This window comes from Paenibacillus lutrae (genome assembly GCF_009757775.1).
GTDB lineage: Bacteria > Bacillota > Bacilli > Paenibacillales > NBRC-103111 > Paenibacillus_F > Paenibacillus_F lutrae.
In genome coordinates, this window is sequence record NZ_RHLK01000011.1 from 44,500 (window position 1) to 58,606 (window position 14,107).

5 protein-coding genes and 1 other RNA gene are annotated in these 14,107 nt (G+C 49.5%); 5 read left to right on the forward strand and 1 reads right to left on the reverse strand.

Annotated elements, in window-relative coordinates; translation table 11 throughout:
- The first annotated feature begins 134 nt into the window (after window positions 1-134).
- The 3 genes from smpB to EDM21_RS17340 all read left to right on the forward strand — a co-directional run bounded on the left by smpB (window position 135) and on the right by EDM21_RS17340 (window position 6,393).
- A complete protein-coding gene (smpB, locus tag EDM21_RS17330; RefSeq protein ID WP_068777185.1) occupies window positions 135-614 on the forward strand; it encodes an SsrA-binding protein SmpB in 480 nt (159 codons plus the stop codon).
- Between the two features lie 178 nt (window positions 615-792).
- Window positions 793-1,158: a transfer-messenger RNA gene (gene ssrA / locus EDM21_RS17335) on the forward strand.
- Between the two features lie 576 nt (window positions 1,159-1,734).
- Window positions 1,735-6,393, forward strand: coding sequence for an S-layer homology domain-containing protein (locus EDM21_RS17340; RefSeq protein WP_166542071.1), 4,659 nt, complete (start codon window positions 1,735-1,737; stop codon window positions 6,391-6,393).
- A 340-nt stretch (window positions 6,394-6,733) separates the two neighbouring features.
- On the opposite strand, the gene EDM21_RS17345 is transcribed toward EDM21_RS17340, so the two are convergent.
- Window positions 6,734-7,132 (reverse strand): CHRD domain-containing protein, encoded by a 399-nt coding sequence (locus EDM21_RS17345; protein WP_338044012.1) that lies wholly within the window; start codon window positions 7,130-7,132, stop codon window positions 6,734-6,736.
- A 345-nt stretch (window positions 7,133-7,477) separates the two neighbouring features.
- On the opposite strand from EDM21_RS17345, the gene EDM21_RS17350 reads away from it, so the two are divergent.
- Both EDM21_RS17350 and EDM21_RS17355 read left to right on the forward strand, forming a co-directional pair.
- Window positions 7,478-10,021, forward strand: coding sequence for a LuxR C-terminal-related transcriptional regulator (locus EDM21_RS17350; RefSeq protein ID WP_157337516.1), 2,544 nt, complete (start codon window positions 7,478-7,480; stop codon window positions 10,019-10,021).
- Window positions 10,022-10,253: 232 nt separating this feature from the next.
- Window positions 10,254-13,985: an S-layer homology domain-containing protein gene (locus tag EDM21_RS17355; protein WP_166542072.1), complete on the forward strand. Its 3,732-nt coding sequence runs from the start codon at window positions 10,254-10,256 to the stop codon at window positions 13,983-13,985.
- Window positions 13,986-14,107: the final 122 nt, after the last annotated feature.

The following is a 14,107-nucleotide window of genomic DNA, read 5'->3' on the forward strand; positions in this document are numbered from 1 at the left end:
CTCTATGCTGAATTGCCGTATGGTCCGGGCGTTTCTTGATTTTTAACGGAGATGTTGATAAAATAAAGAACACTCCGCTTTTTCAAAAAGGCACAGATGGGGTAACAATAGCATGAACGACTGGAGGGATAACCGTGGCTAAGAAGGCAGACAGTAAGGTGCTTGCACAGAACAAGAAGGCGTCTCACGACTATTTTATCGAAGATACGTACGAGTGCGGACTGGTGCTGACTGGCACGGAGATTAAATCCCTGCGGATGGGCAAAGCCAATATTTCGGATTCGTTCGCAACGATCCGCAATTCCGAAGCGTTCGTGCACAATATGCACATCAGTCCTTTTGAACAAGGGAACCGTAACAATCCGAGTGATCCGACAAGAGCGAGAAAGCTGCTTTTGAAGAAAGCGGAGATCAACAAGCTGATCGGTGCTTCCAAGCAGGAAGGCTACACACTGGTTCCGCTGAAGATTTACGTTCGCAACGGATACGCGAAGCTACTTATTGGACTCGGTAAAGGTAAGAAACAGTACGACAAGCGCGATACCGCGGCCAAACGCGATGCTCAGCGGGACATTCAACGAGTGCTGCGGGAGAAGCAGAAAGTCGCCAGGTAATACGAAGCTTGAAGTAAGAGGTAAATACTATACCAGTAGTGGGAAACGTCTTCCGGACTTCCAACGATCTTCACCTGCTTTTTGCGTGAGATGTGGTATAATAAGTGGAGTAAGGCAAGCAGCAACAAACAGCATCCGGCTCGATGAGCCGTTGCATCCGCAGTTCCTTTTCTATTACGGGGGCGTTTATGGATTCGACGGGGGTAGTTCGAGCATGGGTAGCGGGTAGTGGGGACGCGTCCGCTTTATCAACGCTAAAGCCTATTAAACGGCAAACAACAACAAAACTACGCTTTCGCAGCCTAAGAAACTGTGTGCGTGCTTCTATCTAGCATCGTCCATGTGACTAGAATAGGGGCTAACAAGTAGTGGACTACGCTGTCTCATCTCCGCCTGGGGTGAGCTGAAGAAGACAATCAGGCTGACCTTAGCGATAGCCTGTTACGGGGCGCTTGCTAGGGTGACATCAAATCCGTGACTACACCCGTAGAAGCTTATGTGTCGTTATCTTCGGACAGGGGTTCGACTCCCCTCGCCTCCATACCGATTACAGCAGAAGGTCCCAGCCGAGAGAGGCTGGGGCCTTTTTGCTGTTCTGTGGGAGGCTGAGGGAGAAGACCGCAGGTTCGGTCCGTGCGGACCGAAGTGTATATGCGAAAGGGAGCACGGTATTGAAATGTACCGCTAGGGTGGTCAACGTTGAGTTGTTATCGTAAGCAGGTTGGATATACATTTCAATACCTCCCCTCGCCTCCAGCAATAAGACACCTTAGAAGTGTCGATTTTGCGTAGATGGAGCAACAGAGGGATTGCCCCTAACAGAGGTCAGCACCGTGCGCAGGGTCGATATGATTTATTATCTTAAAGCTCGCGACGCTTGTTCATTAATCTGCACACCTTGCGGCAATACAAGTAAGATGGGTACAATCAGCCTAAGTTTTCATCATAAAGTTACAATAGGCAGGACGAAACCTCCGCTAGCTCAATCTTACCTAGTGGAAATTTCCCCCAAAATGTCACCTGAGTACCAAAAGTTGTCACCATTGTCCATATAAATTGAAAACGCTTCCAATTATAATGTATTTGTTCCAAAAAAATAGATTTGGAAAGGTGGATGTTAATGCGAAGTAATTTGGCAAGATTGAGCTTGTTCCTCGTCGTATGTTTGATCGCAATGTTGTTTCCGAAATGGGAAACGACAGCGCAGGCGGCTGGTGGCAGCGGGGGCTCAAGCGTAAGCGATGACGTATACGCGGTATCGCTGGACGGTAGTCTCCAATTGAAAGTAAATTACATCAACACCAATGTGGACGTCCCGCAGAAAAGTAACTATTTGGCTCTTTTTACAAGCGGGACACCCGTCACCAATGTGACAGCTAACAGCAACGAAGTGTTTGTGAAAAGCACGAATGTTGCGGTCCAAGTGGATTCGCAAGGCGTAGTGCTCAAAATGGTGGGCCCCAAGGGGGGGATTAATTCAAGCAATAACAAGCCGAATGGGTGGGATGCAAGTCAAAATGTAGAAATCCCTTCGGGCGGGTTTGTCATTTTAGCTAATGACAACGACTGGTTAGGCAAAGACTTCCGTAAGGCGCTGTACAATGCATTCCAAGCGGGCGATACGATTATCCTCGAGCGCGGCGGCATACCGATCACAGCTGCGGATTTTATGGGACTGCCCAGCCTGCAAGTAGAAGCCCAGCCGGTTTCACCGGTAACTTCAGCTGCGCATGACGTGAAAGGAAAGGTGCTTAACTACACAGCCGGCACCGGGCTGTCGGTGAAAGTAGGCGACGTAGCGGCTCCTATCGGAGCGGATGGAACGTTCAGCCAAACCGTGACGCTGGAGGAAGGAGTCAATAAGATTTCTGTCAAGCTGCTCAAAAATGCGGATGTTCTACAGGAAACTCCGCTTGAGATCGTCTATCAGCAAACGAGCGGCGATTTGATTGAGATCGAGGCGCCTCCTGTAGACATAACGATTAACGTCGAAGGACCTAAGAAGACGATTAACTACATCGACAAGGATGTGACAGGGATTCCGAATATCATTGCCCTGTTTACGACTGAATACGGCACGAAAATTCCAATTCCCGCCAGCAACGTGGCTATTCAGGTCGATGCGAGTGGAACAGTAACCAAGATGATCAATGCGGCCAACGGCAATAGTACGCCTTCGTGGGTAGGGGGCGAACTCGAAATTCCGCAAGGCGGCTTTGTTCTTATGGCCCAAGATAACAGCTATGGCACTTACGATATCAAAAAATATGTGGCGACCAAATTTAAAGTTGGCGATTTGGCTAAGCTGCGTAAAAACGGCAATGTCGTCCCCGTAGCTGACCTGATGAGCGGTACAGGCGCAGTCCCAAGACTGCAACTGGACGGCCTCACGATGCTTACAACAGCTGATACACAAACGACGATTACCGGTAAAATCACGAATCCGGCCGAGGCTTCCCTGACGATCGGCGGGCAAGAGGTTACGCTGCAAGCAGACGGTACGTTCCGCCATACAGCGGCACTTGCGGCTGGGCCGAATTATATCGACACCGTTCTGTCCAAGAACGGGAAGGAGCTGGACCGCAGATCGATCGTCGTATTTAGCAGACCTTCCCTCACACAGGAAAAGCAAATCATCCTGTGGGTTGACCAAGCGTCCAACGCGAAGAAGTTCAAGACGGGCGAAAGCGTCTTACACTTCCTCACCCAAGCGAAGGAAGCGGGCGTTACGGATATCGCGTTTGACGTCAAAGGGGTCGAAGGCTACGCCTCATACAAGAAAAACGATCTGACTCAGCGTCCATATGTCAGCGAGATGGTGGATAGCGATCGGAGAGGCGCTCCCGATCTCGATTTGCTTGAATTGTTCGTGGAGCATGGACATGCACTCGGGCTGAAGATACACGCAGCATTTAACGTATTTGCCGAAGGCTCCATTGCGGTAAATGACTTTGCCGTGATTGATCAGCATCTGGACTGGGAAGAGCGGGTATTCCGTCCGGAAGATAACGGAGAAATCAAACGTCTTAGGGAAAGCGCTTACGGACAAAAGGGCTTGTCTGGAGCTTCGGGCGGCGCGGCGGTGCTGTTCGTGAATCCTGCGAACGACGAAGTGCGCGACTACCAGTTGAAAACGTTCGAGGAAGTGATGAAAAACTATAACGTCGACGGTATTATTCACGACCGGGGCCGTTATGATAACGAAACCGCCGAGTTCAGCGATGTGACGAAGGCCAAATTCGAAGCGTTCCTGCAACAGCGGAACAAGAAGCTTACGAATTGGCCGGACGATATTTTCCGTTATGTGAATGGCAAACGGGTGGACGGTCCGCTTATCCAAGACTGGTGGGAGTTCCGTTCCGGCACGATAGCCAGCTTTATGGAGGAATCGCGCGCCCTGGTTGACCGCTACTCGGCATCCAAAGGCAAAGAGATTCAAATGTCCGCTTACGTAGGCGCCTGGTTCGAGTCTTACTATTTGAACGGCGTCCATTGGGGAAGCAAAAACTTCCGCTACGACAGCAGACTGAAGCTGCCGAACGGTTCACTCTATACGGATGAGTATTATCAAACCGGTTATATCGATACGATGGATTTCCTGATGGTTGGAACCTACTACGGCACGACGCCGGAAATACAGCGGTACTTGACGCTGGACTCCATCGTAACGAACGGCGAAGTTCCGCTGTATGCCGGGATGGCACTGGTAGACTTGCAATCTCCTGCCCTGCAGCGGGAAATTTTCCAAACGGCGTTGGGCAGTTCGAACGGTTTGATGCTGTTTGACGCTTCTCTGGCCAATTGGCCGATCATTAAAGCGTCCATCGACAACGAAGAGTACGTAAAGAACTATCAGGTTGGCATAAGCAAGCCGGGCGATCCTTCTTCTTTTATCGAAGGCAGCTATTATAACGTCAGCCGGAATTCCGGCGATTTGAACGTCTACAACGAAGAATTCGGCTCATCGACCGGCGGAAACCGCTTTGGTGTCGAAGTTGTAGCCGATGCGACCGGTAAAGTAACCAAGGTCGTCAACAAATCGCAAGCGATCAATTGGAACTGGGGCTCCCCCGAAAACAATAACAGTGCTATTCCAGAGGGTGGCATGGTTATCTCCGGTCTGGACGAGAACGGAGTACGTACGAAGCGCCAGCTTTTGGCCAATTCGTACAATGTCGGGGACGACATTCGGTCGGCAGCTCTTTCCGGTTTCCTGGACTATGACGGAAAGACAGTAACGACAGCCAGTCCGCAAATCAAAGGGAATGTCAAACTTCTGGGGCCGGGAACCGAGGTCTCTGTAAAATTGAACGATACCGCCGCTGCGGTCGCTGCCAGTGGCGATTTCACCGGCACCGTTAATCTGCAGCAAGGCAGGAACACTGTCACTTTCGCCGTGTACATCGATGGGATGAAAACAAACGAGAAGTCGATCCAACTGACCTACACGCCGAGCAGTTCAGGCTCGTCGGGCGGTTCAGGATCTTCTTCCCCAGGCAGCGGGACCGGAGGGGGAACACCATCGGAGCCGAAGCTGGTTGACGGCGCTGTAATCTTGCCTGCGACGGCCGTTGAGACGAAAGATGCAAACGGCCAACCGGCTATGAAAGTGACGCTGGACAATAAGATGGTCTCTCAAGCGATTGAAGTTATGAAGAAGCATGGCGTCAAAGAGTTGATCGTCGACGTGCCTGCCACGAAACCGATCGCTCTCGTCACGCTTCCTGCAGTAGAGCTCGCTAAGGTGGCCGATTCGGTAACAGGTGCAGTATTGATTGTAAAAGCAGGCGATGTCAGTTACCGGTTACCTGCCGACATGCTCGACGTCGATTCGCTGGCGAAGCGGCTCGATGCCAAAACGGACGACCTCCAAGTCGTGGTAGCGGTTGAGAAGATAACCGGAGCGGATGCGGCAGCATTCACGGATGCTGTGAAAGCGGAAAATGGAAAAATGCTAAGTGACGCTTACGATTTCCGTACCTTCGTACAAGCCGGCGGCCGATCCCTGGAGATTCGTGATTTTGAAGACCGGTATGTGGAGGCTGCGATTAGCGTTTCGGGCCAAATACCAAGCCATGCCACTGCGGTGATGTTTGATTCGTCCGCGAAGGAGGCGACGTTCGTTCCAGCCAGGTTCAAGCAGGCGGACGGGAAGACGATCGTCACGATCAAGCGGACCGGCAACGGTCTCTATGCGGTTGTTACTGCCGACAAATCTTTTGAAGATACGCAAAACCATTGGGCACAGGCTGATATCGACCTGCTCGCCTCCAAGCTGCTCGTGAAAGGCGTAACGGATCATGAATTTGCACCTAATCGCTCGATTACCCGGGCTGAGTTTGCGGCACTGCTCGTCCGTACGCTTGGTCTCGTCGATGGGCAAGGCAGCGACTCTTTCAGCGATGTGGGTTCAGGTGACTGGTTTGAGACAGCGGTAGCTGCAGCAGCCAAGGCAGGACTGGTTGACGGATACGAGGACGGCACGTTCCGTCCAAATCAAGTGATCAGCCGCGAGGAACTGGCTATTCTCGCCGCACGCGCCAATGACTTTGTGAATGATCCGTCCGCACAAGGAAAACCAAGTGACTTGCAAGCGTTCACGGACAGTGACGCAATCAGCGAATGGGCGATCCATGCTGCTGCTTTTGCTGTCAGCAGTGGCTTGATGAATGGAGTTTCCGACGGTGTATTTGCGCCGCAGGAGCAATCGAGCCGTGCGCAAGCAGTCGTCATCTTGAAGCGTCTGGGGATTCAGCTCGGTTTGATGGATCGCAATTAATTGATACTTAACAACAAAGGGGGAGAATGGACCATTCGGCCATTCTCCCGCTTTGTTGTTGGTTATTGGCCACGGCACCCTTCCCCGATGCCTGATTCGGTAATAGAGAGGCCGGGTTTAACCAGCGCTTGCAACGCGGCTTGCAGCGGTGCTTGCAGAGATATCATGTGTTCATTCCATTTCATTCCAGAAAGCGATATTGTTTACGTGATAACGAATGGTCTGCAAACGACACTCCATACGACAAAAAATATTTTTTGGTATAATACCACTGCTCCCCCTGTTTCCACCAACGTAAAGACACTGACCGCAAAAGGTCAGTGTCTTTTTGGAGTATATATTATTTATCTACAATTTGGCCGCGAATTTCTCCGTCGGGGTTCTGTATAGTGTGTACATTTACATAGGCGTTACCTCTTCTGAATTCACGAACTAGATCGCGGATTGTCTTTCCTTCCAGCGGTCCGACTAAATCATTGTTGCTTAGAATACCTCGAATCACTCCTCGTCTAACGGAAATGCCAAATTTGGACGGTCCAAATAGAAAGGCGACAATGGGACCGTTCTCCCCTCTTCGCCCCAGGTGAATATGAGCCTGAGTTACTTGTTTAATATTTCGGATGACAAGATTAAAGAGTAATCGATTGCGGGCCCTGTTAAGTCGAAAAAACGCATCTCCAGAAGCATTTGTTTTTACAGGCGGAACTTCGTTTCTTCCCTTTAGGAAAGCTCGGAATATTGTCATTGTTGTCAGTCACTCCTTTTTGTTCATACAGAAGTGTATTCTTAACGGGAGGAATGGTTTGTTTGTTAACCCATAAAGGGATAATCAGGGCCTCCGCTAGTTGACATCAAATCCTTGACAACAACCGTAGAAGCTTATGCAACGTTAATTTCGGACAGGCGATCGACTCCTTTTTGTGTAAATGATGTCATTGCTGTTAAAGTTTGCTGTTCTTTTTACAAATAAAAAAACACCGGCTGCGCTATAACGGACCAGGCTCTTAAAATAAAGGAAAAATGTTGAAAATCGTCGAATATGCATACTAACTAACTATAGAAGTTTCCATGCGGAGGAAATTCAATGATTATAAGCTCAAAGCTTCATATCCCCCAAGTGCGCAAAGCATTGGTAATTAGGCCGAGACTAATGCGCATGTTGAATGAGGGAATGGACAGTAAACTAACGCTTGTTTCCGCGCAGGCCGGTTACGGGAAAACTACAGCGTTAAGCGAATGGGGAAAACAATGCGGTGAACGTACAGCCTGGGTTTCACTAGATAAGCTGGATAACGACTTTATTCAGTTTTGGAGCTTGGTAACAGCTTCGATTCAGGCGAGAATTCCTGTCTTTGGCCGTACGGTCTTCTATTATCTTGAAAAAGGCCTCTCCGTCGCTTTGGAACATACGATTCCTGCGTTGCTGAATGAGCTGAATCAATTAACCGAGGAACTGGTCATTATTCTTGATGACTTTCATTTCATTGAACTTCCTGCAATCCATCATTCTTTCCTATATCTTCTGGATCATCTGCCTCCCCGTGTTCATCTCTATATCGCCAGCCGTACCGATCTGACAATACCTACTGCCAGGCTTCTGGCAAAGGGGGAATACCATCGAATCCTCATGCGGGATTTACGTTTTCAATTGGATGAAGGGCTTGTTTTTTTTCGGGATACGACCGATTTATTGCTCACCAAAGAGCAAGTGACCGAGCTTTTTCATCAGACAGAGGGTTGGATCAGCGGCCTGCAGCTGGCAGCTATCTCACTGAAGCAAAGTGATAATATAGCCGAAACGATTCAACGATTTAGCGGCAGGCAGCAAGATATTTCCAATTATTTGTTGGAGGAGGTTCTTCATGATCAATCAGGACCCATGCTCTCTTTCTTATTGGAAACGTCTATTTTAAACCGGATGAATCAGTCCTTATGCCAGGCTGTAACGGGCCAAATAAACAGTCAGAGTCAATTGGAAAAACTGGAGAAATTGAATCTGTTTATTGTTCCGCTAGATGATCATAGGAGCTGGTATCGATATCATCATTTGCTTTCCGATTTCTTGAAACAAGTATTGCTGAGAACGGATCCGGATCAATGGATACAAGTGCATATTCGCGCGGGCACCTGGTTGGAGAAGCATGGATACGACGAAGAAGCCGTAGAGCATTATTTGGAAGGCAAGCAGGTGGCCGATGCGGTTCGATTGATTGAGAAAAATCTCCATGCGCTGGTGCAATCGAAAAGCGTTGCGCTCCATAGATGGGTCTCTCTTTTACCGGAAGACGCCTTTGCGGAGAAGCCGATGATTGAAATGTTCTATATCTCGGTATTGCTGGGAGTTGGAGAATGGGATGCGGCTTTCAGCAGAGTAGGGCAAGCCCTCACCCGCTTTCGAGAGATGAAGGGAAAATGGAACGAAGCCGAGTGGAAAGAGGCCATGGGCAACATTTACTTCTTCTGTTCAGTTGCCTCTTATCTTCGAAAGGACATGGAGCAAACCTCTACATATTTTGAGTTGGTGGAACGTTTTATGCCGGAAGGCAGCTTCTTTCAAACGATGGGACGCAACCGGTATCAAGGCTATGATTCGTTTGATGATTATTTCGCGTATATCAACGATCTTCATACAGGCGAGGCTTTCCTGTCGAAGTGGATTAGAATTTGGGGGGGAAAGGAAAAATATCCTTTCATCGGCCTCCTGTATGCTTCTTATAGTAAACTGCTGTACGAGTGGAACCGGCTGGAAGAAGCCGAGTTGTGTGTAAGTCAGGCTCTTGGACGCGAGGATATGAAGCCCTTTGCGCGGATTTTGATTCAAGTAGCCATTAGCGCTTCAAGAATTCAGCAGGCATTAGGAAATCCCGACCGGGCCTCAGAGATACTTAAGCAGGTGAAGCTGCAAATCGACTCCCCCGACTATGACTTATTTATGTTGAGCATTGAAGCAGAACAAGCTTGTCTGGCTCTGCAGCAAGGCTCATTCGACTATGCGCTGGAGTGGTTGCAAAGATGCGGTCTGGCGCATACCGATGAGGTTTCCTTGTATCATGTGCTGGAGCATTTAGCGTTAGCCCGGGTTCTGGTATCCTGTGGACGAATGGAAGAAGCCCTGTATCTATTGGAACGGTTAAATCACTTATTAGACAGGGAAGATCGTCTCCGGGATCGTATCAAGGTACTCATTCTGATGAGTGCAGCACATCAGCGCTTAGGTCAGACGGAGGCCGCACTTGTTCCGCTGGAGACCGCATTGCAGCTGGCGCAGCCAAAGGGATATATTCGCAGCTTTATTGACGAAGGGGCTGTGATGGTGGAGCTGCTGTCTGCTTATTTGAAGGTGCCGCAAGGTGGACGCTCAACAGAATTTTCCCCGTCTTTTATGACCTATGCAAAGCAGTTGCTTCAAGCTATGCAGGTTTCGCAGGAAACGAAAGTGTCAATTAAAGATAATCTAACCGAGCAGGAAACGAGGGTTTTGCAGTTAATCGGAGGTGGATTGTCCAACAAGGAAATCGCCCACCGTCTGAATATCTCCGCTGAAACCGTAAAGAGCCATATCAAAAATGTGTACAGAAAGCTTGGAGTAAACAATCGGGTTCAAGCGCTGCAGCATGCAAAAGAATAAATGATACAGGGTAAAGATCACCCTGTTTATCGCTTTAACTCCCCCTTTCGGGGGATTTTTTTTTTGCTGGAATCGTTTTAAAGTAAGAATACTGCGTCAAAAGTTGACAAAAGGAAACAAGAATCTGCGAGAATTGTCGTCGTTGTAATTGGATTAGTGTTTAACTTTTAAGGCGGTAGATGATTGAGGGGAGATAGAGGAACGTATGAATCAAAGTAATGGAAGGCAAGTTATGGGGAAATGGTATGTACTTAGCTTGATCGTGTTGATTATAACGATGGGTCTGCATGCAGTTCCGGCACAAGCAGCAGAGCAGTGGAGTCAATATGGCTTAATAGGAACGGTTGAAGATTCAAAAGCAGGTGGATTTGATGGTCCGAGAGCAGTCGCGGTAGATAGCTTGGGTAATATGTATGTGGCTGATTCCGGAAACCACCGCATACAGAAGCTGGACGCAGCCAGCGGAGTTTGGTCCGAGTGGGGAAAGAGCGGCGGCCAAAGCGGAACTGGTTTGGGTGAGTTTTATTATCCGACTGGAGTGGCGGTAGACAGCATGGGAAATGTGTATGTGGCTGATTATGTAAACCATCGCATACAGAAGCTGGACGCAGCGAGCGGAGTTTGGTCCGCATGGGGAAAAAGCGGCGGCCAAAGTGGAACTGGTTTGGGTGAGTTTTATTATCCGGCTGGAATGGCGGTAGACAGCATGGATAATGTGTATGTGGCTGATTCTGAAAACCATCGTATACAGAAGCTGGACGCAGCGAGCGGAGTTTGGTCCGCATGGGGAAAGAGCGGCGGCCAAAGCGGAACTGGTTTGGGTGAGTTTTATTATCCGTCTGGAGTAGCGGTAAACAGCATGGGAAATGTGTATGTGGCTGATTATGAAAATCATCGCGTACAGAAGCTAGACGCAGCGAGCGGAGTTTGGTCCGAATGGGGAAAAAGCGGCAGTGGTTTGGGAGAGTTTCAGTATCCGAGTGGAGTGACGGTAGACAGCGTCGGGAATGTATATGTATCAGATGTGGCTAATCATCGTATACAGAAGCTGACCGAATCGACAGGGATTTGGACCGCATGGGGAAAAAGCGGCGGCGGGGAAGGAGTTGCCCTGGGCGAGTTTAGTTATCCAACTGGATTGACAGTAGACAGCTACGACAATGTATATGTCACGGATGAAAATAACTATCGTATTCAGAAGTTGACAGTGACAACGGGTCAATGGAACCAATGGGGGACCGAGGGAATTGTTTTCGGTACTGCTCCGGGCGGGTTTAATTTTCCGAGTGGAGTGGCGGTAGACAGCATGGGTAATGTATATGTGGCCGATCTTGAAAACCATCGTATACAGAAGTTGACTGCAGCGGGAGCTTGGACCGTATGGGGAAAGAGCGGTGGCGGAGGTGGAAGCGGATTAGGGGAATTTCATTATCCCAATAGTATAGCTTTAGATGACAGCGGGAATATGTATGTAGCCGATTCTGATAACCATCGCATACAAAAGCTGAATGCAGCGACCGGAGTATGGACCACATGGGGCATCAACGGAAATGGATTAGGTGAGTTCGATTATCCTAATGGAGTGGCGGTAGACCATCATGGTAATGTATATGTGGCGGATACCGGTAACCAACGTATACAGAAGTTGACAGCAGCCACGGGTACATGGAGCGCATGGAAGACTGGAAGTGGCTTGGGTGAGTTTAGATATCCTAGAGGAGTGGCGGTAGACAGTCACGGCAATGTGTATGTAGCCGATTCAGATAACCACCGCATACAAAAGCTGACAGCGGCAACGGATGTTTGGTCCGCATGGGGAAAGAACGGCGATGGCTTGGGTGAATTTCGGAATCCGGAAGGAGTGGCGGTAGACAGTCACGGCAATGTGTATGTGGCAGATTCGTATAACAGTCGCGTACAGAAGTTAGACGCAGCGACGGAAGTCTGGACCGCATGGGAAAAGAGCGGCGGCGGAGATGGCAAAGGCTTGGGCGAGTTTGACTATCCAAGGGGCGTGGCGGTAGATAGCGCCGGTAATGTGTATGTGGCCGATTCAAGTAACCATCGCATACAGAAGCTGGTAATGGCGTCGGTACCTGGAGTCCCGACAGACGTAACGGCAGCAGCGGGGGACGGACAAGCGACGATCAGCTTCGCGGCACCGGTTAGCGATGGAGGAAGCGCCATTACAAGCTACACGGTAACTTCAAGTCCGGATGACTTAAATCCCAATGGTATCACGGCTACCGGGCCGGCAAGTCCGATTACGGTAACAGGCTTGTCCAATGGAACCGCGTATACCTTTACGGTAGTTGCAACGAATATTGTAGGGGATAGCGCATCTTCCGGTACTATAAGCGCTACGCCGCAGGCTCCAATACCCGGAGCGCCAGTATTGCAGTCACCTGTGTCAGGCAATGCGCAAGTATCGCTTGCTTGGAATCCGGTGAACGGTTCAACCGGGTACAAAGTATTCCAGACTGTAGCATCCGCAACCTATGCAACCGAAGTGGCCACCGTAAGCGGCTCGGTGTACAGCTACGATGTGACAGGGTTGACGAACGGAACGACTTACCACTTCGTGGTAAAAGCGGTCAATGCAGGAGGAGACAGTGCGGCTTCCAATCAAGTGAGCGCAACACCCATGACCGTCCCGGGTGTGCCTTCAGGCGTAACAACTGTTGCAGGCAACGGTGGAGCGATAATTAGCGTTACCGCTCCAGCGGATAATGGCGGGAGTCCCATCACAGCCTATGAGGTAGCTTTTATGCCGGGAAATCTCCTGGTTACGGGAGCATCCAGCCCGATTACGGTAACAGGCTTGTCGAATGGCGTGACCTATACATTTACGGTAAGGGCGATTAATAGCGTTGGCAGCAGTGTATCAACGGATGTCTATAGTGTAACGCCACGGTCATCATCCTCATCGGGAGGCGGCGGCTCGTCCTCATCCGGTGGCAGCGGGGGTTCCTCGTCCTCAAGTGACAACACCGTTACCGCTAAGGATGGCAAACTGACGCTTCCTGCAGGTAAAAAAGGCAATGTGAGTCTGCATAATAAGGTTACCATCGCTATTCCGGCTAATGCGGCAAACAAGGAAATGAGAATAACGATAGACCCTGTAATGGACAGTCAGAAACTTCTAACGAATAAGGAAAGTCTAATCAGTCCGATCTATGAGATTCTGAAAAACTTCCCGGAAAACTTCAGCAATCCGGTAACGCTGACCATTGCTTTTGATCCAAAAGGTTTGAATGTCGGGCAAAAACCTTCGGTGTTCTATTATGACGAAACGGACAAAACATGGGTAGAGATCGGGGGCGGTAAGATTAACGGCTCAACTATTACGGTTGAGGTTAATCATTTTACCAAATTCGGAGTATTCGCTGTCGGTCAAGCTGATCCGATAGACACGAAACCGACGATTAGCTTTAACGACATCTCGGAGCACTGGGCAGAGGCGGGCATCAACCAAGCGGTAAGCAAGGGGATCATCAGCGGTTACCCGGATGGATCGTTTAAGCCGAATCACACAGTGACGCGTGCGGAATTTGCAGTGATGCTGATGAACACGATGAAGCCGGAGGGAGAAGGAGCAGCACTGACCTTCACAGATACTGGCAAGATCGGAGCCTGGGCTCAGAAGGCAGTGGCGCAAGCGGTACAAGCAGGTATCATTACGGGTTACGAGGACAATACGTTCCGTGCAGATGCAGAAATTACACGCGCTGAAATGGCAGTGATGATCGCGAATGCGCTTAGTCTAAAGGCTGAAACCAATGATGCATCTGGCTTCGCAGATGACAAGGAGATTGCGGCTTGGGCAAAAGGTGCAATTGCAGCGACTAAGAAGGCAGGCTTGATAGAAGGTAAGGATTACAACCGATTCGAACCGAATGCGAAGACATTAAGGGCAGAAGCTGTAACGGTATTACTGAAAGTGCTGGTACAAAATAACAACTAAGAAGTGCTTTGTTAAGGACGGACTATGTTCTGGAGATTCGTGACGTTAGTGCAGATATGGATGTTTATGCAGCATCACCAAATATCTTAACGTCACGCAGCGGACTGGGGATTTGCTACACC

Coding starts and splice junctions, on each gene's coding strand:
- EDM21_RS17350 (WP_157337516.1), top strand. CDS start 7,478: ATGATTATAAGCTCAAAGCTTCATATCCCCCAAGTGCGCAAAGCATTG.
- EDM21_RS17340 (WP_166542071.1), top strand. CDS start 1,735: ATGCGAAGTAATTTGGCAAGATTGAGCTTGTTCCTCGTCGTATGTTTG.
- EDM21_RS17355 (WP_166542072.1), top strand. CDS start 10,254: ATGGGGAAATGGTATGTACTTAGCTTGATCGTGTTGATTATAACGATG.